The sequence below is a fragment of the Mycolicibacter terrae genome (assembly GCF_010727125.1).
Taxonomy (GTDB): Bacteria; Actinomycetota; Actinomycetes; order Mycobacteriales; family Mycobacteriaceae; genus Mycobacterium; species Mycobacterium terrae.
Map to the genome: position 1 here is coordinate 2,236,658 of NZ_AP022564.1, position 20,766 is coordinate 2,257,423.

The window sequence follows — 20,766 nt, forward strand, 5'->3', positions numbered from 1 at the left end:
CCTGGCATCGGGAGCGGGCTATGACGAGTCAATCGATCTGGCCCTCCCCCTCTGTCTTCACCCGTACGCCAGGCGCCTGAGAGCTTCGGCCGATGCCGCCGCGACGGACGCGGTGGCGGGCCTTTCCCCATCGGCGGGCGGGGCCGTCACCAGCCGCCGCCACTTTCCAGAGGCATCGGAATCCCGGGCGGTCCATGGGCCTGAGAGGTTGTCGGAGAGGTGTTGCTCCTTCGGCGTCTGCGGCTGGCTGCCGCAGAACTCTCCCGCGTCGAGTGCGATGCGCTACCCAGTTTACCCGCCGAGCAGACACGGAATCGCACGCCGGCGCCGCAGTCCATGCGATTCTGCGGCTGCTCGCGAAGGGAAGTCGACCTAGCCGGTCTTGCGGTCGCGAAACTTGCGGCGGCTGGCCAGCTCGTCTTCCGGCGCGGCGATCGACTCGCCGCCGTCGGCGCGCTCGCCGGGGAAGTCGGAGATGACACCGGTCAGCTCGCGCATCGCGCCCGACACCGCGATGCCGAACACGCCCTGGCCGCCCTGCAGCAGGTCGACGACCTCCTCGGCCGAGGTGCACTCGTAGACGGTGGTGCCGTCGGAGAACAGCGTGATGTTGGCCAGGTCGCGGACCCCGCGCTCACGCAGGTGGTCGACGGCGACCCGGATGTTGTGCAGCGAGATGCCGGTGTCGAGCAGGCGCTTGACGATCTTGAGCACCAGGATGTCTTTGAACGAATACAGTCGCTGGCTGCCCGAACCGGCCGCACCCCGAATCGATGGCACCACCAGCGAGGTGCGCGCCCAGTAGTCGAGCTGGCGGTAGGTGATGCCAGCGATCTGGCAGGCGCTGGGGCCGCGGTAGCCGACCAGTTCGTCGGGGACGGAGTCGTCGGGGAACAGCCCGGCCTGCACCGGTTCACCCGCGCCGGGAGCTGGCGCTGCGACCTCGACGTCACCGTCCGATGCGGACTGGCCCGCGAAGTCCAGCTGATCCTGCCCCGGTTGCTCGCCCACGATGCTTCCTCTCGCCGATCGCGCTCGTTGCCACTGGCTGGCCGGTAGCCGCGTTTGCTCTTGCCCGAGTTGCTGGTGAGCATACGCTGTCCGACCGGCCGCCGCGCCGTTGTTCCCGCCCGGGTTCAAGTATGGGGGCCGCAATTTCGGCGCGATGCTTTCGCATGGGCGTGTCGTCATGCCGCTCGCAGATGAGACGGATCTGTGACTGGGCTGAGGCCGCCGCGCCGGGTCAGGTTGCTTTGAAATCGTCGGGCGACACGCTATCGAGGAACTCCTTGAACTTCTCCACCTCGTCCTCACGGACCGCGCCCGAGCTCTCGTCGTCATTCTCATCGGGAATCAATAGGCCCGCCTCGGCCAGCACCGCTTCCTCGACGTAGATCGGCACCCCCACCCGCAGCGCGATCGCCACCGAATCCGAGGGACGCGCCGACACCGTGATGTCGCGGTCGAAGATCAGGTCGGCGTAGAAGGTGCCTTCCTGCAGATCGACGATCCGGACTTCTTTGAGCGAATGTCCGAGCGCGGCGATCAGGTCGCGGATCAGGTCGTGGGTCAGCGGCCGGGCCGGCTCCACGCCCTGCTGTTCCAGGGCGATGGCGGCGGCTTCGGCCTGCCCGATCCAGATCGGCAGGTATCGATCGCCGTCGGCTTCACGCAGCAACAACACGGGCTGGTTCTGCGGCTGCTCGACGCGAATACCGACTACGCGTACTTCACCCATCTCCAGTCAGCCCTCCGCATTTTGCCAATGTCCCAAGTGGCTGTGTTCCAGCCCGACTCGCTGCGAAACCCCGGTTGGGACAACCGCATGTCGCACAACAAGCCGCCGAGGCGAGTCTAGTCCTCAGCCGTGCAGAACGTCGTGTACCGCCGACTTGAGCAGTGCGGTATGCAGCGCGATCGCCAGCGCCGCGACCTCGCGCGCCAAGTCGTCGGCGCGGTCGCGTGCGCCGGCTTTGCCACCCTTGACCAGCGGACCGGCGATCTGGGCGATCAGATCGGACTGCCGATCCGCGGCCGAACGGAACGCCCGCAGGTGCCGTGGCTCGACGCCGTAATCGGCCAGCCCCCGGGCGCACTGCGCGATGACGACCGCGTGCTCGTCGAACAATCCCCCCGGGCCGGCGGCGATCACGCCAGATCTGACCAGCGCCGTCAGCAGGGCGTCATCCGCGCCGGAGCGTTCCAGCAGATCCTCCCGGCTCAGCCGGACCCGTCGGGGCGGTGTCGGCAGCACCGCGTCGTTGTGAGCGGCGTCCCGGGCGGCCGGCACCAACCGTGGGACGGGATAAGGCGAGTCGGTCAGCGGCAGCGCACCGTCCGACTCGGCGTCCAGCCGCGCCTTGATCACCTTCAGCGGCAGATAATGGTCGCGTTGCGCGGTCAGCACATACCGCAGCCGGGCACAGTCATAAGCACTGAACCGGCGGTAGCCCGACGCCGCCCGCTGCGGCGTTACCAGCCCCTCGGTCTCCAGGAAACGAATCTTGGAGATCGTGACATCGGGAAATTCTGGCCGAAGCAGATCCAGTACCGCTCCGATCGACATCCCGGCCAGTTCAGGGCTGTCAGGCGCGCTCAACTCAGCTCCCCGGCCCGGCCTCGTTCTCACCCGTCTTGGGGCCGGTCAGGAACACCAGGCGGAACTTGCCGACCTGGACCTCGTCGCCGTTGACCAGCACCGCAGAATCAACCGGCTCCCGGTTGACGTAGGTGCCGTTGAGGCTGCCGACGTCGACGACCTGAAATTCGTTGCCCTCCAGCCGGAACTCGGCATGGCGGCGGCTGACCGTGACGTCGTCGAGGAAGATGTCGCTGTCGGGATGGCGGCCGGCCGCGGTGACCGGTTGGTCGAGCAGGAAACGCGACCCGGCATTGGGGCCCCGCTTGACGACCAGCAGCGCCGATCCCGCGGGCAATCCCTCCACGCCCGAGGTCAGGCTCTCGCCGCCCGCCTGCGCGGGCGCGTCGAGTTCGCTGAGGAAATCAGCACGGAAGACCGATGTGGTTTCCACAGTGACCTCGTCGCCTGCCTGGTCGTTGTCCTTCTCCGTCACCCGCTGCTCCTCACTGGCCACTGTCCTGCTACCTGGTCGCACCCGCCGGACATCCATGGCACCGGACCCACAATCGTTGAGTCGACCGTACCGCGCAGCGGTCGATAATGTGCCCCGCACCGCGGGATCGTGTCACGGAATACCCGGCGGGTCCCGGCAGGCAGGCTAGCAATATTCATTCGGCCAGCGTCGCGCGGTACGCGTCGGCGGTCAGCAGTCCCGACAGGGTCTGATCCAACGCGCCGGCGTCGGCGTCTGTGACCTGAAGATCCAGCAACCAGCCGGCGCCGTAGGGGTCGGAGTTCACCAACTGCGGGCTGGCGTCCAGATCGGCGTTGACCGCAACCACTTTCGCCGAGATCGGACCGTAGAGATCCGAAACGGACTTGGTCGACTCCACTTCGCCGAAGCTCTCCCCCGCGGTCACGTCGGTGCCCACGCCGGGCAGCTGCACGAAAACCACGTCCCCCAGTGCCGCCTGCGCGAAGTCGGTGATGCCCACCCGGACGATGTCCTGCCCGGTGCGCCGAACCCATTCGTGCTCAGCGGTGTAATACAGATCGGATGGAACGAGACTTTCCGAGCTCACAGTGATCGTGCTCCTTGCGCTGTCGGGTTCACTTGACTGGCTGAGCGTATTGGCGGGGTTTCGGTTGTCGCAACACGGTCACCTCGACACGGTCGGCCTGCTGCACGCCCATGGCGCCACCGAACCGCTTGACGCTGTCGACGGCCCCGCCGGGAATGTTCATCGCGGCAGCCAGAGTGGGTGGATCGCCTATCGCCAGAACGGAATACGGCGGAGCCAAGGCTATCCCGTCGAATTCCAGCGCCCCCGGGGCGCCGGCGACCCAGGAATCCACTCCGACCCGCACCGCCTTCGTGCCGTCACGGATCTCCATCGCCTCGGCGCCGGCCGCCCGCAGCTCGTTGATCACATCGAGCATCGTCTCCGGCGCGACGCCTCGCGCCGGATCGTCGACGGTGATGACCACACCGGGTCCTACGGCGCCGACGGTGCCGATCATGATCGCCAGCGCGGACAGCCGGGCCCGGGCGTTCTCGATGGCGGCCTGGTCACTGCTGCCGGACTCCTGCAGCGCATTGAGCGTCTGCTGCAGCTCGGCGATCTCGGTGTTGAGCGTGGCTTCGCGCTGACGCAGCGAGTCCAGCAGCACCAGCAGATCGGCCGGCCGGGCCGTCTCCAGGGCGTCGGCGGAGTCGTTCTGGCGGACCTGGGTGACGATCGCGACCCCCAGCAGCAGACACAGCAGCATCGCCAGTACCCCGAACAGCGGCCCCGAACGGCCCCAGCGAAAACCGAGCGGGCCGCGGCGTGACGGCGCAACCGCCTCCGTCTCGGGCAACTCGTGCCGCCCGTGCGGCACCGGTTCGCTACCCACCGCGTCAGGCACCGAACAGTCGTCGACGCAGCGCCGCGGCGTTGCCGAAGATCCGGATGCCCAGCACCACGATGATCGCGGTGGACAGCTGCGTGCCGACCCCCAGCTGGTCACCGAGATAGACGATCAGCGCCGCAACCAGGACGTTGAACACGAACGACACGACGAACACCTTCGCGTCGAAAATCCGCTCCAGGTAGGCGCGCAGACCGCCGAACACGGCGTCCAGCGCCGCCACCACGGCGATCGGCAGGTAGGGCTGAACCACCTCCGGAACGCTGGGATGAAAAACCAGCCCCAGCACGATTCCGGCGATCAGCGCGGCGATACCGATCATCGAGAACTCACCCCGGCCTCCCAACCTCTGACGCGACGCCGACGGCGCCACGGTCTGCAGCGCAAGCTTGCGTCACGACTGCCCTATCTGTTTGGCGAACCGGACATCTCGCACCGAACCCGCCGGCAGGGTCAGGTCGGCGGCGGTCCGGCCGTCGACGCGCACCACCACCCCGTAGGACACTTCCAGCAGCCGCAGCCGGTACAGCCCGGGCGTCCGGTCGAAGGCATCGCGCAGCTCGCGCGGCGGCCCGATGGCGCGCACCGAGTAGGGACTGCTGATCGGCTTGTTGTCGACCAGGATCGCACCGCCTGCCTGCCGGATCGTCACGTTGGGGCCGATCCGGACATCGCCGATCGCGATCGCCTCGGCGCCGCTGGCCCACAACGAGTTCACGACGAGCTGCAGGTCGCGGTCCAAGATGATCTGTTGGCTGCCCGACACGCGCTGCTTGGAGGCATCGGAGAGGTTTCGCCCGACGCCCGGGTCGGTCACCGTGACGATCAGACCGGGACCGGTCACTCGGGTGCTGGCGGCAGCAAGGCTCAGTGCGTCGAGCCCGGCCAGCACCCGCTGCCCCTCGGCGTCGTCGGCCAGCCGGTGCCGGCGCAAGTCGTCGACCCGGTTGGTCAACGAGTCGCGTTTGTCGGTGAGCCTGCCGGTCACGTCTTCGGCCGACCGCACGTTGGTGGCCAGCACCTGCTGGGCGTCGCGCACCCCGGGCGCCAACGACTCGGCCTGGGCGAAGGCGACGGCGAATACTGTCGCCAACAGCAGCGCCGCGAGCGCCTCCCAGGCCCATCCCGCCACCCGGGCCCGCCCCGTCGAGTGCGGCCCCCGCCGCTCGCGTGCGGCGGCAGCCGCGGCATAGCCGGGGTCGAGGTGCTCGGACAGCAGCGAGCGCAGCAGCGAGGGCACCGCGAATCGCTGCGGCCGGCCGGCCTCGTGGGCGCCCCGATCATCGCGGCCCTCATAGCCGCTGAGTGCGAAGAACGGTTCAGACATCTGCTACCCGGAGGCGACCTTCGGCATCGTGCGGGCCACCAGCGACACCTGGATCAGATACAGCACGAACGCCCACAGGTACATGCCCAGGCCCCAGATCAGGAAGGCCCAACCGACCGACAGCACCACCCGGCTGGCCAGCGCGTCCCACTGCCCCAGCAGAATCAGCGGAAACGCCGACATCAGGGCGAACGTGCCGGCTTTTCCGATGTAGGTCACCGGCAGCGCGGTCAGTCCCCGGCTGCGCAACACCGGCAGCACCGCGGCCAGCAGCAGGTCGCGGGCCAGCAGTGTGCCGATGATCCACCACGGCACCAGGCCGCGGATACCGAAGGCGATCGGGACGGCCAGCATGTAGAGCCGGTCGATCGCCGGGTCGAGCAGTGCGCCCAGCGCCGAGGACTGATCCAGCAACCGGGCCAGTTTGCCGTCGGCCCAGTCCGAGGCGCCGCTGAGCATCAGGACCGCCACCGCCGGCCCGTCGGCCCGGGCCACCAGCAGCAGGTACAGGAAGACGCCGATCAGTCCGAGACGCGCCACGCTGATGATGTTGGGCACCGTGAGCACCCGGTCGCGTTCTGACCCGGCAGGCATATCCGTTGTGCCCCTAGCGGAAGATCCCGGGCAGGCTCAGCGCGTCCATCGTGTCGTCGCTGAGCGGGTTGTCCCGGACCATGTAGGTCCACGTCGAGGTGGGCCGTGCCAGCTTGGACAGGTCGATGCCTGGCTCGGACTCGATCTGTTCGGACGTCTCGAGGGTCTGCTGGGCCGCCTCGATGGCGTCGGCGGCCAGCGATGCGAACGCATCCAGGGCCATCCGGTGGAATTCGTCGAGCGGATTCTGCCGGCCCAGGGCACGCAGGTGGATGCTCTCCCGGATGTCGGCCAGGAACGCCAGGTGATCGGCCCAGCCGCGGTCCAGGTGGTAGAGCATGATCAGCCGGCAGATCTTCTCGAGCTTCGCCTCAGCGTCCTCACCGAACTTCTCGCGCAACTCGGCGTAGCGCTGCGGCGCCAGCTCGGCGAGCTCCTCGCGGGCCGCCGGGGTGGCCAGCAAGGTGTTACGCCGCTCCACGATGATCGCGCGCTGCTGGGCGATCAGCTGGTTGTAGCGCCAGGTGTTGGCGTGGATGTCGAGTAGCTTGCCCTCGGCGATGCGCTGGGCGTGGTCGAGCATTCCGGAGGCCTTCGGGCTCAGAATCCGACCGTCTTCGTCAGTCTCGGTCGGAAGCTTGTTGGCTTCCAGGTTGGTCGCGGCGACCTCGTCCTCCCAGCTGGAGAAGAACACCGACGAGCCGGGGTCGCCCTGGCGGCCGGCACGCCCGCGCAGCTGGTTGTCCAGGCGTTGGGTGTGCTGCCGGCCGGTGCCGATCACATGCAGACCGCCCAGCTCGACGACCTTGTCGTGGAGTGCCTCGTCGGAGCCGCCCAGCCGGATGTCGGTGCCACGCCCGGCCATCTGGGTGGAGACGGTGACCGCGCCGAGCTTGCCGGCCTCGGCGATCACCGTGGCCTCCTCGGCGTCGTTCTTGGCATTGAGCACCACCGCCGGGACCCCGCGTTTGCGCAGCCGCTCGTGCAATTCCTCGGACTCGGCCACGTCGTGGGTCCCGACCAGCACCGGCTGCCCGGTGGCGTGCATCTCGACGATGTGGGCGACGATGGCGTCGTTCTTGGCGGCGGCGGTGATGTAGACGCGATCCGCCTCGTCCTCGCGGATGTTGGGCATGTTCGGGGGAATCGGCGAGACACCCAGCTGATAGAACTGGCGCAGCTGCTCACCGGCCGCCAGCGCCGTCCCGGTCATGCCGCACACCGTGGGATACCGGTTGACCAGTGCCTGCACCGTGATGGTGTCGAGCACCTCGCCGGTCTCGGTGGTCTCGATGCCCTCTTTGGCCTCCACCGCGGCCTGCAGGCCGTCCGGCCAGCGCTGCAGGGCGGCGATCCGGCCACGGGAGGCGTTGATCAACTGCACCTTGCCGTCGCGGACGATGTAGTGCACGTCGCGCTGCAGCAGCACGTGGGCATGCAGCGCCACGTTGACCTCGGTCAGCGTCGACACCACGTGTTCCTCGGAGTACAGGTCGATGCCGCCGAGCGCCTTCTCGACCTTCTTCGCCCCCACCTCGGTGAGGTGGATGTTGCGCCGGTCCTCGTCGGAGTCGTAGTCGACTCCGGGCTTGAGCCGTCCGACCAGCTCGACGATCTCCATTCGGGGCGTCTCCCGGTGCGTGGTGCCGGCCAGCACCAGCGGCACCAGTGCCTCGTCGACCAGCACCGAATCGGCCTCGTCGATCAGCGCCACATCCGGGTTGGGCGAGACCAGATCATCGACATCGGTGACCAGCTGGTCGCGCAGCACGTCGAAGCCGATCTCGTTGATCGACGCGTAGGTGACATCGCACTTGTAGGCCGCGCGACGCTGGGCCGCCGTGGAGTCTTCGGTGATCCAACCGACGGTGACCCCGAGGGCCTCCAGCAGGGGGCCCATCCATTCGGCGTCGCGGCGGGCCAGGTAGTCATTGATCGTCACGACGTGCACATGGCGCCCGCCGATGGCGTAACCGGCGGCGGCGATGGCACCGGAGAGCGTCTTGCCCTCGCCGGTGGCCATCTCGACCACATCGCCGGCCAGCATCCGCAGCGCGCCCTGCAGCTGAACGTCGAACGGGCGCAGGCCGGCGTTGCGCTCGGCGGCTTCGCGCGCGATCGCCAGGAATTGCGGAATGTCCGACGCGTCGGCCAGATCCTTCAGATTGAGCAGTTGGGCGGCCTTGCGCAGCTGCTCGTCGTCGAGTCCGGCGGCCTTCTTGGCGTAGTCGGCGGCCGCGTTGACCTCGGCCATCGAGCGGCTCTGGTTCTTCTCGGTGCTGGCGCCCAGCAGTTTCCAGAATTTTCCACTCAGCCGGCCCGACTTGGCACGGGTGGTCCCGGAGACCGTTTTGGAGGTGTTAGCCACAGCACAACCGTACGCGGTGGCAACCGTCTACGAGCCGGGGGCACCAGCGCGTCACCGGCCCTTGCGGCTCCGCTCACCCGACGCGATGGCGTACCGCTGCGGTAGGTTTCGCACGAGATTTTCTCGACTCGGATACCGGCCGGACAGCAAGGAGACGTCGCAGTGGACTCGAAGCTGTTCAACCCGTCGATCGACTGGTCGCACGCACTGCCCGATTCGCTGCTGTGGATCGCGATGGCCTGGGCCATCAGCGCCGTCGGCGTGGTTGCCGTGGTGGCGCTGCTGCGGGTGAGCACCCGGTGGGGGCGGCAGTTCTGGGAGATCACCGGTGGCTACTTCACCGGGCGTGACAGCGCCCGGGTCTGGGTGATGCTGGGCGTGCTGCTGCTGTCGGTGATCACCGCGGTGCGGCTCAACGTGCTGTTCAGCTTCCAGGGCAACGACATGTACTCCTCGCTGCAGACCGCGTTCCAGGGTGCCGCCGGCGGCGACGATGCGGTCAAACAGTCCGGCGTGCACGGGTTCTGGATGTCGATCGGCATCTTCAGTCTGATGGCGGTGCTGCACGTGGCGCGGGTGATGCTCGATATCTACCTGACCCAGCACTTCATGGTGAAGTGGCGTATCTGGCTCACCGAGCGGCTCACCGGGGACTGGCTGGAGGGGCGGGCCTATTACCGCGCCCACTTCATCAGGTCGCCGCTGGACCCGGCGATCGGCGAAGCCGTGGAAGGCGCCATCGACAACCCCGATCAGCGCATCCAGCAGGACATCGACATCTTCACCGCGGGCAACGGAGCCAATCCGAACGCCCCGGCCAACGGAACCGGCAGCACCCTGCTGTTCGGCGCCGTCCAGTCGATGGTGACGGTGGTGTCGTTCACCGCCATCCTGTGGAACCTGTCGGGCACGCTGACCGTGTTGGGCGTCGACATCCCCCGGGCGATGTTTTTGATCGTCCTGGTCTACGTCACGGTCGCCACCATCGTCGCGTTCTGGATCGGCCGGCCGCTGATCCGGCTGAGCTTCCGAAACGAGCTCACCAATGCGGCCTTCCGCTACGCATTGGTGCGGGTGCGCGATGCCGCCGAATCCGTCGCGTTCTATCGGGGTGAGCTGGCCGAGCGGATCCAGCTGCGGAAGCGGTTCTCCGCGATCATCGACAACTACCTGAAATTCGTGAACCGGACCATCGGGTTCGCCGGCTGGAACCTGTCGGTGAGTCAGGCGATCGTGCCACTGCCCTGGGTGATCCAGGCGCCGCGGCTGTTCTCCGGGCAGATCATGTTCGGCGGGGTGGCGCAGACCGCGTCCGCCTTCGGCAACATCTCCGACTCGCTGTCGTTCTTCCGCAACGCCTATGACAACTTCGCCGGCTACCGGGCCTCGATCATCCGTCTGCACGGGCTGGTGGAGGTCGACCGGCAGGCCCGCGAGCTGCCCGAGCTACTGGTCAAGCCCAGCCCGGACGGAACCGTGGCGATCGAGGGCGTCGAGGTGCGCAACCCCGACGGTGACCTGCTGATCGAATCCCTCGACGTCGATCTGGCCATCGGCGATGCGCTGATGATCGCCGGGCCGTCGGGCAGCGGTAAGACCACGTTGCTGCGCAGCCTGGCCCAGCTGTGGCCGTACGCATCGGGCACCCTGCGGCGCCCCGATGCGGTCAACGCGACCATGTTCATCTCGCAGCTGCCCTATATCCCGCTGGGTGATCTGCGGGCGGTGGTGGCCTATCCGCTGTCAGCCGGCGAGGTCTCCGACGCCGAGATCGCCGACGCACTGGTCAAGGTGGCGCTGCCGAATCTGGTCGACCGCCTCGACGACGTCGAGGATTGGGCCAAGGTGCTCTCCCCCGGTGAGCAGCAGCGGGTGGCGTTCGCCCGGCTGCTGTTGACCCGGCCCAAAGCGGCGTTCCTCGACGAGTCGACCTCGGCGCTCGACGAAGGGCTGGAGTTGACGCTGTACCGCCTGCTACGCAGCGAACTTCCCGACACCATCCTGGTCAGCGTGAGCCACCGGCACACGGTTCGCCAGCACCATGACCAGGTGCTGGAGTTGCTCGGGGGAGGCCGCTGGGACTTGAGTCCGGTCTAGTCTCCCGCGGTCTGGTTTCCCGCGGTCTGGTTTCCCGCGGTCTGGTTTCTCGCGGCGAGCAGACACAGAATCGCATCTGCGCAGGCCGTCGAGTGCGACTCTATGTCTGCTCGCGCCGAGATCTGGCCGCGTGTTCTCCGGCGCGGCGGCCGAAGAACGACCCCTCCCCCAACTGGGTGCCGCTGGCGTAGCCCTTGCCGTCCTGGGCGATGTTGGCCGCACAGGCGCCCGCGGCGTACAGCCCCGGCACCGGGCTGCCGTCGTCGCGCAGCACCTGGCCGTCCACCGAGGTCGCCAGCCCGCCGATGGTGAAGCCGGCATAGATCGCCTTGCCCAGCGACAGGTCGAACGCACCCCACGGCCCGGTGTCCTGCGGAGCGAGGAACGGCGGCTGTTTGTGAAAGTCCGGGTCCTCCCCGCGCGCCGCGTAAGTGTTGTAGCGGTCCAGCGTCGCCACCAGGTTTCCTTCCGGAATGCCCAGCGCCGCTTCCATTTCCGACACCGACTCCCAGCCGTCGATCAGCGGCACCAGCGGCACCTGCGGCTTGCGGAGGTGTGTTTCGTCGACGATCAGGAACGCCGCGCTGTCCGGCTGGTCCATCACGAATCCCGAGGTGCGCGAGTGGTAGGAGTCCTCGGCGACGAACCGCTGGCCTTGCGCGTTGACGATGATCCCGGTCAGCAGGATCGACGGCGGGTAGACCGGGGCGGTGATGAACACCTGGTCCATGTGCTTGGTCGCGCCGCCCACCGACATTCCCAGCCGGATGCCCAGTCCGTCGTCGTAGGTGTTGCCCAGCACGAACGGTTTCTCCGCCAGCTTGGGGGTGTACTGGGCGACCATGTCCGGGTTCATCACGAATCCGCCGGCCGCGATCACCACCGACTTCGCCTTGATCGCACCGCTTTCGGCGAAACGCTTCCAGGTGACGCCGGTGACGCCGCCCGAGGCATCGGTGACCAGACCAGTCGCACCGGTTTCGTAACGGATCTGCACGCCAAGGCTTTCGGCGCGCTTGAGCAGCAGGTCGACCACCATCTTGGCGCCCTGGGTGTCACCGGGCACGGGCACCTTGTGCCCGCGCGGCGCCGGAACGGCTTGATTCAGGTACGGCCACACCTTCTCGTTGCCGGTGTACATCAGCCCCTCGGTGTTGGGCTGGATCACCGCCTTCTCCGGGTAGTAGCTTCGTTCGAACTGAAAGCCCAGGCCTTCCAGCCAGTTGAAGTGCTCCACGCTGCCGTCACAGTACGCCCGGATCTTGTCGTGCTCGGGCTCGCGCGAGACCGCGACGAGGTACTTGTACATCTCGTCCGGGGAGTCCGGATGCCCGGTGGCCTGCTGCACGGCGGTGCCGCCTCCGAGGTAGAAATGGCCGCCGGCCATGGCGGTGGTGCCGCCGGCCTCGGCGGCGCGCTCCAGGACCAGCACCCGCGCCCCGGCCGCCGCCGCGCTGACCGCCGCGCAACCGCCCCCGATGCCGAAGCCGATCACCACCACGTCGATGTCGTCGGACCACGACGTCACCGCGTCGGCGCTGGTGGTTTCCGGTATCTCGGTGCTCATCGGCAGCACTCCTTTTCTCCGCCGGTGGGGCTCACCGCTGCTCCTGCTTGATGTAGTCGAAGAAGGCTCGGATCTCGGGCGGGATGTGCGCGATCTCCACGAACGGGACGCCCGCGTCGGGGGCCGAGACGTAGGCGAAGCGTATACCGCCGGGCATCACTCCCTGGGAGACGAGTTCGGCGCCGCGGGCGGCCGCGTCGTCGAGCATCGCGGCGAAGCCGTCGGGGTCATCGGCCTCGATGCAGATGTGGTGCAGGCCCGGTCCGCTGTCGTCGAGGAAGTCGGAGTAAATACTGCGCCCGCTCACCGGCGCGATCAGCTCCAGCTGCATGTCGCCCAGATAGCTCAGCGCGATGTCGGCGACGAAGTCCGCCGGCTCGCCGCGGTAGCTGCAGGTGTCCGGGGCGAAGTGCACGCCGGGCATGCGGATCCATTTGCGCACCCCCAACAGTGCGCTCAACATCGATTCGGTAGCGGCCAGATCGCTGGTGACCCAGGCGATCTGGACGGGCGGCCGGGGAGACGAGATCATGTCGGCGGGACTGGCACGCCGACGTCTTCGCGGACCTGCTGGGAGATCGCCGACCATGCCACGGCGGCAGGGTACTCCCCCCACACGCTGTTGAACAGCCCGACGATCCGGGCCAGGCCGGGGCCCCGGATCACATACACCGGGCCACCGGAATCACCCTGTTGACTGCGAACACCATGCCCCATGGTGAACCAGCCGTTGTTGACCCGTTCGACAGTTCCGCAGGTCTCTCCGGTGACGATGCCGAAGTGGCAGACCGACTCGCCGGGGACCACGCCGTCATCCGGACCGGCCTCGAGGCGCAAACCACCGGGAAGGATGTCGTTGGTGTCGACATCGTCGGTCAGCACTATCGCCTCGTAATCGGCGATGACCTGGTCGGTGTTGACGGTCGCACCGTTGGGAGTGTTGTCGCGGAAGGTCGCCAGTGTGCCGATGACGTTGCCGGCCCGGTCGGTGACGGGACCGCTCCCCCGGCAGTGACCGGCGGTGAAGGCGACCCTCATGATCGGGTCGACGTAGCCGAGCGTGCAGACATGGGTGTCCTGGTGGATCTCCATTCCGGGAAACACCAGCACCGGATCGGCACGGGCCGCGCCGATCGCCGAAATCGCGGCCGTGGCAACGACCGCAACACCCACCGCCAGCACCCGCACAATGCGCCCGCGCACCGCCGACTCCGATCGTTGAGGGCCGGTTCGATTCCGGCCGGGATTCGACCGCCCTGATCACCGGCGCAGCGCAGCGGCCCGGCCCCGTGTGGGCTCCGGGCCGCCGCGTCGGCCGTCAGCGGCGGTCAGGGGATCGTCAGCTCCTGACCGGGGTGGATCAGGTCCGGGTTGGCGATACCACTTGCCTCCGCGATCTGCGGGTACTTGTTGCCGTCACCGTAGAACCGCTCGGCGATGGCCCACAGCGTGTCACCGGCGACAACGGTGTACTTGCGCGCGGCGGGTGCTGCGGGAGCCGCGGGCGCCTCGGGAGCTGCCTCGGCCTCGGCCTTGGTCTCTTCGGCGGGCGGCGGAGCGTCGGTCTCGGTCTTGGTGGACCAGGCGGCGCCGTCAGCGGCATATAGCACCAGGTTGCGGTCGTCCTGGAGCACCAGCTTGACGTCCTTTTTGCCCTTGGTGTCGGTGTGCCAGACCGGTTTGTCCGCGGTGTACAGCACGAAGTTGCCGTCGGGCTGCACCTCGGCACGCACCACATCCTGACCGTTGGTGCCGGACGCCCAGACAGCCTTGCCGCGCGACGCCAACACCAGGTTGCCGTCGTCCTGCAACGTCAGGGTGTATGCCCCGTTCTTGGAGGTAAGCGACTCGCCCTTGACGAGCTTCTTTCCTGCGGTGAGCGTGTCTCCCAGGCTCTGTGCCACGTTCTTCCCTTCCCGTCTGCACGCCGCGGCCGAAAGCGCCGGGACGTTGTCGCTCTGATACGACCTCGCAAGCCTATGCGAATGCCGGACGGTGCGCGCCTCATTGCCGCAGTACCACCGACGCGTCTGCCGCTCCCGCCGGCGCCGGCTGCCAGCCGGGTGGCCCGAACACATATCCGAGCCGGTCGCGCCAGCGGCTCGCGCCGCGCACATCGGCGATGATCGAGGCGTATTCGTGGATCTGCAGTTTCACGATGTTGAAAGTGTCGACCTGTTTGGTCAGCCCGTAGTGCGGACGAAATCGCTCGGGTGCGAAGGTGCCGAACAGCCGGTCCCAGATGATCAGGATGCCGCCGTAGTTCTTGTCCAGGTACTCCTGGTCCATGCCGTGGTGCACTCGGTGGTGCGACGGAGTGTTGAAGATGAACTCGATGATCCGCGGCAGCCTGTCGATCCGCTCGGTGTGCACCCAGAACTGGTAGATCAGGTTGACCGAGAACGCGGCGAACACCATCCAGGGTGGAATCCCGAGCAGCGGCAACGGAATCCAGACCAGAATCTCGCCGCTGTTGTTCCACTTCTGCCGCAGCGCGGTGGCCAGGTTGTAGTACTGACTGGAGTGGTGCGCCTGGTGGGTCGCCCAGATCAGCCGGACCCGGTGCGCGATCCGGTGGTAGGTGTAATACAGCAGATCCACGCCGAGGATCGCGATCACCCAGGTGTACCAGTCCCTCGGCGAGAGGTGCCACGGCGCCACATAGGTGTAGATGGCCGCATAACCGAGCAGCGCGAGTAACTTCCAGCCGGCGGTGGTGGCCACCGACACCAATCCCATCGAGATGCTCGTCCAGGCATCCCTGGCGCGGTAGGAACCGCGTTCGAGATCTTCCAACTTGCGCGCCGCAACCCATTCCAGGGTCAGCAGCAGCACGAAAAACGGAATGGCGAACAGCACCGGGTCGCGCATCGGGGCGGGCAACGCCGAAAACACGCCTGCGATCGAATCCATCGAGGTCACCTCCAACGACCTCAGCCTAGAGTGTCCCGCCCCCGATCATTCCGGCGACAGCGAGGCCTGATCCTCGGAGTGCCAGTGCACCGCATAGACGCCCGGTTGCAGCGACAACTCGCCGACCAGGCGCTCGAGGCGGTCCGGTGCCCTGCTGTCCGACAGCATGGACGCGGTGAGCGTGATGTTGTCCTCGGCGGCGCGGCCGGTGTGAATCCCGCGCAGGACCAGGTCGTTGCCGGCGGTGTGCTGCACGATCTGGGCGCGCAGGTACTTCTCGGATTTCGGCCGGCAGACCACCTGCACCTGGTAGGGCGTCTGCGGCTCGTCCTCCTCGATGTGCTGGTCACGGTCGATGAGCCGGCCCAGCGGCCGCAGCAACAGGTGGGTGCCGACGATCGCACCGGTGCCGATCACCGCGAACAGCAGGTTTCCGGCCGCCGCCAGCACTCCGACGGCGGCCGAGCACCACAGGGTGGCCGCGGTGTTCAGGCCGCGGACGTTGAACCCCTCCCGCAGGATCACCCCGCCGCCGAGGAAACCCACCCCGGAGACCACATATGACGCGACCCGGGTGGAGCTGGTGTCGTTGGCTGCGACCCCGTACAGCACGAAAAGCGTGGCACCGGCGGCCACCAGGGCGTTGGTGCGCAGGCCCGCCATCCGCGCCCGCCACTGTCGTTCCAGCCCGATCAGTGCACCGCAGCCCAGCCCGACGGCCAGTCGCAGCGTGAACTCGGCGACGCTCAGCGTCTGCATGAGCTAACCCTGTCACACGCCCTAACCGGCGACCACCGGCCGAGCCATCACCGTGGGCTTGAAGCCGTAGCGCGGGGCCGCGAAACCGTAGTTGCGGCCCTGCCCGGCACCGGCCAACGGCACGCCGGGCATACCGGCCGCGCCGGCTTCGGGCGCGTGCGCGGCAACGGTCCAGCCGGTGGCGGCCACGGCGCTGCCCGGGGCTGCGGTCGCCGGGATGGACGCCGCCCACGATTGCGGTACCGACAGCGCTCCGACCGAGGACGCCTGACCCATCGCCGCAGAGGCGGTGCCGAGGCCGCCCAGCCCGTTGCCGAGCCCGCCGCCCAGTCCGGCGCCGAGCCCGTGCAGGCCCAGGTTCGGCAGCAGCATGTCCATCGGGTCGATCGCGCCCAGACCCAGCGGGTCGGCGGCGGCCAGCATGGCACCGCGGATGACCGCGATGTCTGCCCCGGCCTGCGTCACGCCTGCCAGGCCCATCGGGCTGAACGAGCTGCTCATCAGGTTGGTCATCGCGTTGCCCAGATCACCGGCGCTGATCCCCTCGCCTCCCGTGACCGGCGGCGTCGGCGGCTGCACCGGCGCGGCGAGAGTCTGCAACGTCTGCGGTGTGTTGGTAATCGCCTGGGACAGTGTGGATTGCGCGTTCGACGAGGCCGCGTTGCCGGCGGCCTGGGCGACTGCAGCCTGCTGGGCGCCCTGCGCCGACGGGTCGGCGACCTCGTGCGGCGGGCTGAACGGCGTCACCTTGGTGGCCGCCGCCGACGCGGCCGCGTAGCCGTACATCGCGGCGGCGTCCTGGGCCCACATCTGGCCGTAGTGCGCCTCGGTGGCCGCGATCGCCGCGGCGTTCTGGCCCAGGAAGTTGGTGGCCACCAACATCGCGAGCTGAGAGCGGTTGGCCACGATCAACGGCGGCGGCACCGTCATCGAGTACACCGCGTCGAAGGCTGCGGCGGCCGCCTTCGCCTGTGCCGCCGCCTGTTCCACCTGGGCGGCGGTGGTACCCATCCACGCGGCGTAGGGCGCGGCCGCGGCGGCCATCGCGCTGGAAGCCGGCCCCATCCAGGCCTCACTGACGAGTCCGTTGATGACCGACTGGTAGGCGGCCGCGGCCGAACCGAGCTCGGCGGCCATCTTGTCCCAGGCCCCGGCGGCGGCCATCATCGGCCCCGAGCCGGGACCGGTGTAGATACGAGCGGAGTTGATTTCCGGCGGGAATGCTCCGAAGTCCATGGCATTGCTCCTTTTTGATCGGTGGTTGTTGTCAGATCGCTGGGTGGTCTTGGCGGGTGTGCAGGCACGGTTGATATCCCGATGCGTGTGCGGCCGTACGTCAGACGGCGGGAAGGATCGGGTAGCCGGTCATGGCGACATGCCGGAGCTGGGCATGACGGGTGAATCGCTGTTCAGCGAAAGAGCCGAACTGTCAAGCGATTTCAGGGCATGTCGAATACCGGCGCGTTCCGCGAACGGAAGTCACGCCAGTCGATGAGTTCAGCGCCGGTGTGAATCAGTTGGTGAAAGCAGTACCGAGAGCGAAAGAGACGACCATCGATCTCGGATAGGAACTATCACTCGGACTCAATGTCGCTCTCACCTCCTCTCGGCCTGGGCACGCGCGGGTGCCTGCACTTATGCACGAAGAGGTGAATGCGCCCGGCAACACAACCGGACTCCGCACCCCTCTCGTCAGAGCTTCGGCACTGCACGGCGTGTCCTGACCTGCGCAATCAATGCGGGCCCGGAAGCCACTTGGGCTCAACCCTTAATCCGGGAGGAGCTGTCCTGACCCGGGGCGTCTTTCGACGTTCGGGGTCAGTGGCCTGTATCCGTGCAGACGCCTCACCTAACGAGGTGCTTGCCTCACCATAGTGCACCAGGTGACCGGCAGGGTCAATCGGGCGCGGCGCGTCGCCGACCACTTCGCGGCCCCCGGGCCGAACGGGAACCGAAAGGGCTTGCCGTCGAAGCAGAATTAGCGCCGGCGTCAGCCGGGCTGCCGGTCGGGACCGGTGGTGTTCTGGCCGTCGGGTTTGACGTGTACGGCGTGCACACCGGGTTGCTCGGCGAGTTCCTCCAGCAGGCTGTCGAGGCGGCTGGGGTCGACGTGCCAGTGCTGCACGTCGGTGGTGCCGGCCAACTCGGTGACCAGGCGTTCCAGCCGGCTCTGCGCATGGCCGTTCATCGCCGCGGCGGGACGACTCCGTGGCGCGGCGCCGGTGAGCGCCCGGGCCGCCAGGCTCGCCATGGCCAGGTCGCCGAACACCCCGGTGGGGATCTCAGCGGCCGGCGCCGCCGCCGGCCCGGCACCCGGCAACGCGGTGGCAGCCGCCTTGGCCACCGGCGCGGTCGTCACCCAGTTCGGCGGGACACTGAGCCTGCCGATCGTGCCCGCGTCGCCCGCGCCGGCCGAAATCGGCGCGGAACCGGGCGGCACGGGTACTTCGGCGGCCAGCATCGTTGCGCCGGAACCGAATCCGGCCCTGCCACCGGTGGCCGCGGCGATGTCGAGGTCGATGGTGAGGTTGCGGGCGTACTGGAGCAGGCCGTAAAGGACGGTCTTGATCGCGTCGTTGAACGGCACGATGCTCTTGGCCACCAGTTCCACATAGGAGACGACCTGCGTCAACGACAGCGCCGCAGCGGTCTGCGCCGGTTGCGCCGAAGCCGCCGCAACCCCCGCCGCCGGACCAAGCCCGTTCAGTAACTGCGGTATGGCGGCGATCAACTGCGACAGCTGGTCGTGTCCACTGGCAGCGGCCGCGGCGACCGCTGCCGCCTGTCCGCCCAGCCCTGCGGAATCGGTGGTCACCGGCGGCTCGGTGAAGGGGGTCAGTGTGGTCGCGGCCGCCGACTGGGCCGCGTAGCCGTACATCGCGACCGCGTCCTGCACCCACAGCGCGGCGTACTCGGCGTCGAGCGCCGCGATCGCCGCGCTGTTCTGCCCGAGCACGTTCGTCGCGACGAGCGTGGCCTGCGCGCTGCGGTTCGTGGCGATCACCGGCGGCGGCACAACGGCGGCGTAGGCCTGGTCGAAGGCGGCTCCGGCCGCGATGGCACGAGCGGCGGTCTGTTCGGCCAGCGCCGCGGTGGCGGTGAGCCAGGCCACGTACGGCATCACGGCGGCGGCCATCGACTCCGAGGCCGGTCCCAGCCATCCCTCGTCGGTCAAACCCGTCAGCACCGACTGGTAAGCGCCGGCGGCCGAACCGGTTTCGCTGGCCAGCCGCGCCCACGTCGTCGCGGCCGCCAGTATCGGCCCGGATCCCGGGCCGGCGTACATCCGCCCGGAATTCACCTCCGGCGGCAGCGCAGCGAAATCCATGGCGATCACTCCTGACCCGGCTGCGGTCCGCCGCATGAACCCGGCGGAGCCTGTTCATCGCTGTCGAAGTAGACCTCGTGGACACCGGGTTGGCCCGCCACCTCACCCAGCAGGCTCTTGAGTTCACCGGGCTCAACATGCCAGTGCCTTACCTCGCTGGTGCCGGTGAGCCGGCCGGCGATCCGCTCGCTGTGCGGCTCCGCCCGGTCGCCCCGTTTTCGGCGGCCCGCCCCTCCGGCGGCCAAGCCGGCCGCCGCAACGCCCGCGCCGTGTCCTGCGGGTGCGGCCGACGCTGCCGCGGTCGCAGGGGTCGCGGTCTCGGGTACCGACTCGGCCCAGCCCGGCGGGACCGCGAGCTTACCGACCACGCCCGCGTTCCCGGCACTGGCGGCCACCGGCGGCCTGGCGCCTTGGGCCAGAGTCGTCGATTCAACACCACCCAATGCCCGTGCACCGGACCCGAACCCGGCCCTCCCGCCGGTGGCCTGGGAGATGTCGAGATCGGTGTTGAGGTTGCGCGCATACTGGCCCATGCCGTAAAGCACCGAGATGTTGGTGTCGTTGGCGGGCAGCACCGTGCGTGCCAACGTCTCGATGTAGGAGGCCGCCTGCGCCGCCGGGTCGGTGCTCTGCGCGGAGGCCAGCGCACCGATCGGCGAGCCCTGCGCGCCCCCGGAGCCGGAGAGCCCGCGCAGTGTCTGCGGTATGGCGCTGAGCAGTTGGGACAGCTGGTTCTGGGTACCGCCCGCGGCGGCCTGGGTGTCTGTGGCGCCCTGTCCGGCCGGCCCGTCGGTCACCGGGGGCGGCGCGGTGAACGGTTGCACCGCCGTCGCGGCTGCCGCGCGGGCCGCGTAGCCGTACATCGCCATCGCGTCCTGTGACCACATGAGGTGATACTCGGCCTCGGTCGCCGCGATCGCTGTCGTGTTCTGGCCGACCACATTGGCAGCGACCAGCCCTGCCAACTGGCTGCGATTGGCGGCGATGGCCGCGGGCGGCACCGTCGCGGCGAATGCCTGCTCGAAATCGCTCACCGCCAGCATCATCCGGTTCGCGGTGTGTTCCGCTGCTGCCGCGGTCGCGCCGAGCCAGTTCGCGTACGGCGTCGCCGCGGCCGCCATCGACTGCGATGCCGGACCGAACCAGCTCTGTCCGATGAGTTCGGCGATCACGGTCTGATAGGACGAGGCCACCGCGTTGAGCTCTGCGCCCAGTCCCCGCCATGCGCCGGCCGCGGCCAGCATCGGACCGGTACCGGGTCCGGCGTACATGCGCGCGGAGTTCAGCTCCGGTGGCAGCGCTCCGAAGTCCATGCCGAACA

20 protein-coding genes and 2 riboswitches are annotated in these 20,766 nt (G+C 68.3%); of the genes, 1 reads left to right on the top strand and 19 read right to left on the bottom strand.

Going from position 1 to position 20,766, the window contains the following annotated elements; translation table 11 throughout:
• Nucleotides 1-178: 178 nt before the first annotated feature.
• Nucleotides 179-276: riboswitch (glycine riboswitch) on the bottom strand.
• A gap of 96 nt (nucleotides 277-372) precedes the next feature.
• The 10 genes from G6N23_RS10800 to secA2 all read right to left on the bottom strand — a co-directional run bounded on the left by G6N23_RS10800 (nucleotide 373) and on the right by secA2 (nucleotide 8,781).
• The gene (locus G6N23_RS10800) at nucleotides 373-1,011 is read right to left on the bottom strand and encodes a MerR family transcriptional regulator (protein ID WP_085259455.1); all 639 of its coding nucleotides are present in this window, start codon (nucleotides 1,009-1,011) and stop codon (nucleotides 373-375) included.
• A gap of 232 nt (nucleotides 1,012-1,243) precedes the next feature.
• Nucleotides 1,244-1,738, bottom strand: a complete 495-nt coding sequence (locus tag G6N23_RS10805; protein WP_065025425.1) for a bifunctional nuclease family protein — start codon at nucleotides 1,736-1,738, stop codon at nucleotides 1,244-1,246.
• Nucleotides 1,739-1,861: 123 nt separating this feature from the next.
• The gene (gene ftsR, locus G6N23_RS10810; protein ID WP_085259456.1) at nucleotides 1,862-2,599 is read right to left on the bottom strand and encodes a transcriptional regulator FtsR; all 738 of its coding nucleotides are present in this window, start codon (nucleotides 2,597-2,599) and stop codon (nucleotides 1,862-1,864) included.
• Nucleotide 2,600: 1 nt separating this feature from the next.
• Nucleotides 2,601-3,074 (bottom strand): glycogen accumulation regulator GarA, encoded by a 474-nt coding sequence (gene garA / locus G6N23_RS10815; protein WP_173675018.1) that lies wholly within the window; start codon nucleotides 3,072-3,074, stop codon nucleotides 2,601-2,603.
• 175 nt (nucleotides 3,075-3,249) lie between these two features.
• Complete coding sequence (gcvH, locus tag G6N23_RS10820) at nucleotides 3,250-3,663, bottom strand: glycine cleavage system protein GcvH (protein ID WP_085259458.1); 414 nt, start codon at nucleotides 3,661-3,663, stop codon at nucleotides 3,250-3,252.
• A gap of 28 nt (nucleotides 3,664-3,691) precedes the next feature.
• Complete coding sequence (locus tag G6N23_RS10825) at nucleotides 3,692-4,489, bottom strand: DUF881 domain-containing protein (protein WP_372508896.1); 798 nt, start codon at nucleotides 4,487-4,489, stop codon at nucleotides 3,692-3,694.
• Nucleotides 4,482-4,814: a small basic family protein gene (locus G6N23_RS10830; RefSeq protein ID WP_013828851.1), complete on the bottom strand. Its 333-nt coding sequence runs from the start codon at nucleotides 4,812-4,814 to the stop codon at nucleotides 4,482-4,484. The genes G6N23_RS10825 and G6N23_RS10830 overlap by 8 nt, the downstream gene beginning before the upstream one ends.
• Before the next feature lie 72 nt (nucleotides 4,815-4,886).
• Entirely contained in the window at nucleotides 4,887-5,819 is a 933-nt protein-coding gene (locus G6N23_RS10835) for a DUF881 domain-containing protein (protein ID WP_085259459.1), read from the bottom strand.
• A gap of 3 nt (nucleotides 5,820-5,822) precedes the next feature.
• Nucleotides 5,823-6,413 carry a CDP-alcohol phosphatidyltransferase family protein gene (locus G6N23_RS10840; RefSeq protein ID WP_085259460.1) on the bottom strand — a complete coding sequence of 197 codons (591 nt, stop codon included), beginning with the start codon at nucleotides 6,411-6,413 and terminating at the stop codon, nucleotides 5,823-5,825.
• Nucleotides 6,414-6,426: 13 nt separating this feature from the next.
• Nucleotides 6,427-8,781, bottom strand: a complete 2,355-nt coding sequence (gene secA2 / locus G6N23_RS10845) for an accessory Sec system translocase SecA2 (RefSeq protein ID WP_085259461.1) — start codon at nucleotides 8,779-8,781, stop codon at nucleotides 6,427-6,429.
• A gap of 162 nt (nucleotides 8,782-8,943) precedes the next feature.
• Between secA2 and G6N23_RS10850 the strand changes: the two genes are divergently transcribed.
• Nucleotides 8,944-10,878, top strand: coding sequence for an ABC transporter ATP-binding protein/permease (locus G6N23_RS10850; protein ID WP_085259462.1), 1,935 nt, complete (start codon nucleotides 8,944-8,946; stop codon nucleotides 10,876-10,878).
• A 100-nt stretch (nucleotides 10,879-10,978) separates the two neighbouring features.
• On the opposite strand, the gene G6N23_RS10860 is transcribed toward G6N23_RS10850, so the two are convergent.
• The 9 genes from G6N23_RS10860 to G6N23_RS10900 all read right to left on the bottom strand — a co-directional run bounded on the left by G6N23_RS10860 (nucleotide 10,979) and on the right by G6N23_RS10900 (nucleotide 20,758).
• Nucleotides 10,979-12,445 carry an FAD-binding protein gene (locus G6N23_RS10860; protein WP_085259502.1) on the bottom strand — a complete coding sequence of 489 codons (1,467 nt, stop codon included), beginning with the start codon at nucleotides 12,443-12,445 and terminating at the stop codon, nucleotides 10,979-10,981.
• A 31-nt stretch (nucleotides 12,446-12,476) separates the two neighbouring features.
• Nucleotides 12,477-12,977 (bottom strand): VOC family protein, encoded by a 501-nt coding sequence (locus G6N23_RS10865; protein ID WP_085259463.1) that lies wholly within the window; start codon nucleotides 12,975-12,977, stop codon nucleotides 12,477-12,479.
• The gene (locus G6N23_RS10870; protein ID WP_443677234.1) at nucleotides 12,974-13,648 is read right to left on the bottom strand and encodes an Rv1815 family serine proteinase; all 675 of its coding nucleotides are present in this window, start codon (nucleotides 13,646-13,648) and stop codon (nucleotides 12,974-12,976) included. Before G6N23_RS10870 ends, G6N23_RS10865 begins: the two co-directional genes overlap by 4 nt.
• 125 nt (nucleotides 13,649-13,773) lie before the next feature.
• The gene (locus tag G6N23_RS10875; RefSeq protein ID WP_095174179.1) at nucleotides 13,774-14,337 is read right to left on the bottom strand and encodes a LysM peptidoglycan-binding domain-containing protein; all 564 of its coding nucleotides are present in this window, start codon (nucleotides 14,335-14,337) and stop codon (nucleotides 13,774-13,776) included.
• 112 nt (nucleotides 14,338-14,449) lie between these two features.
• A complete protein-coding gene (locus G6N23_RS10880) occupies nucleotides 14,450-15,358 on the bottom strand; it encodes a sterol desaturase family protein (protein ID WP_085259466.1) in 909 nt (302 codons plus the stop codon).
• Between the two features lie 45 nt (nucleotides 15,359-15,403).
• Entirely contained in the window at nucleotides 15,404-16,117 is a 714-nt protein-coding gene (locus G6N23_RS10885) for an MgtC/SapB family protein (RefSeq protein ID WP_085259467.1), read from the bottom strand.
• Between the two features lie 21 nt (nucleotides 16,118-16,138).
• Entirely contained in the window at nucleotides 16,139-17,353 is a 1,215-nt protein-coding gene (locus tag G6N23_RS10890; RefSeq protein WP_085259468.1) for a PPE family protein, read from the bottom strand.
• A gap of 441 nt (nucleotides 17,354-17,794) precedes the next feature.
• Nucleotides 17,795-17,981: riboswitch (M-box (ykoK) riboswitch) on the bottom strand.
• 126 nt (nucleotides 17,982-18,107) lie between these two features.
• Entirely contained in the window at nucleotides 18,108-19,445 is a 1,338-nt protein-coding gene (locus G6N23_RS22585) for a PPE family protein (protein ID WP_085259503.1), read from the bottom strand.
• Nucleotides 19,446-19,450: 5 nt separating this feature from the next.
• The gene (locus G6N23_RS10900) at nucleotides 19,451-20,758 is read right to left on the bottom strand and encodes a PPE family protein (protein ID WP_085259504.1); all 1,308 of its coding nucleotides are present in this window, start codon (nucleotides 20,756-20,758) and stop codon (nucleotides 19,451-19,453) included.
• Nucleotides 20,759-20,766: the final 8 nt, after the last annotated feature.

Bases quoted from the DNA above. Each gene is read 5' to 3' on its own strand.
- G6N23_RS10805 (WP_065025425.1), bottom strand. From the start codon at position 1,738: ATGGGTGAAGTACGCGTAGTCGGTATTCGCGTCGAGCAGCCGCAGAAC.
- G6N23_RS10830 (WP_013828851.1), bottom strand. From the start codon at position 4,814: ATGATCGGTATCGCCGCGCTGATCGCCGGAATCGTGCTGGGGCTGGTT.
- G6N23_RS10885 (WP_085259467.1), bottom strand. From the start codon at position 16,117: ATGCAGACGCTGAGCGTCGCCGAGTTCACGCTGCGACTGGCCGTCGGG.
- G6N23_RS10860 (WP_085259502.1), bottom strand. From the start codon at position 12,445: ATGAGCACCGAGATACCGGAAACCACCAGCGCCGACGCGGTGACGTCG.
- G6N23_RS10865 (WP_085259463.1), bottom strand. From the start codon at position 12,977: ATGATCTCGTCTCCCCGGCCGCCCGTCCAGATCGCCTGGGTCACCAGC.
- G6N23_RS10890 (WP_085259468.1), bottom strand. From the start codon at position 17,353: ATGGACTTCGGAGCATTCCCGCCGGAAATCAACTCCGCTCGTATCTAC.
- G6N23_RS10900 (WP_085259504.1), bottom strand. From the start codon at position 20,758: ATGGACTTCGGAGCGCTGCCACCGGAGCTGAACTCCGCGCGCATGTAC.
- G6N23_RS10880 (WP_085259466.1), bottom strand. From the start codon at position 15,358: ATGGATTCGATCGCAGGCGTGTTTTCGGCGTTGCCCGCCCCGATGCGC.
- G6N23_RS10835 (WP_085259459.1), bottom strand. From the start codon at position 5,819: ATGTCTGAACCGTTCTTCGCACTCAGCGGCTATGAGGGCCGCGATGAT.
- G6N23_RS22585 (WP_085259503.1), bottom strand. From the start codon at position 19,445: ATGGATTTCGCTGCGCTGCCGCCGGAGGTGAATTCCGGGCGGATGTAC.
- G6N23_RS10840 (WP_085259460.1), bottom strand. From the start codon at position 6,413: ATGCCTGCCGGGTCAGAACGCGACCGGGTGCTCACGGTGCCCAACATC.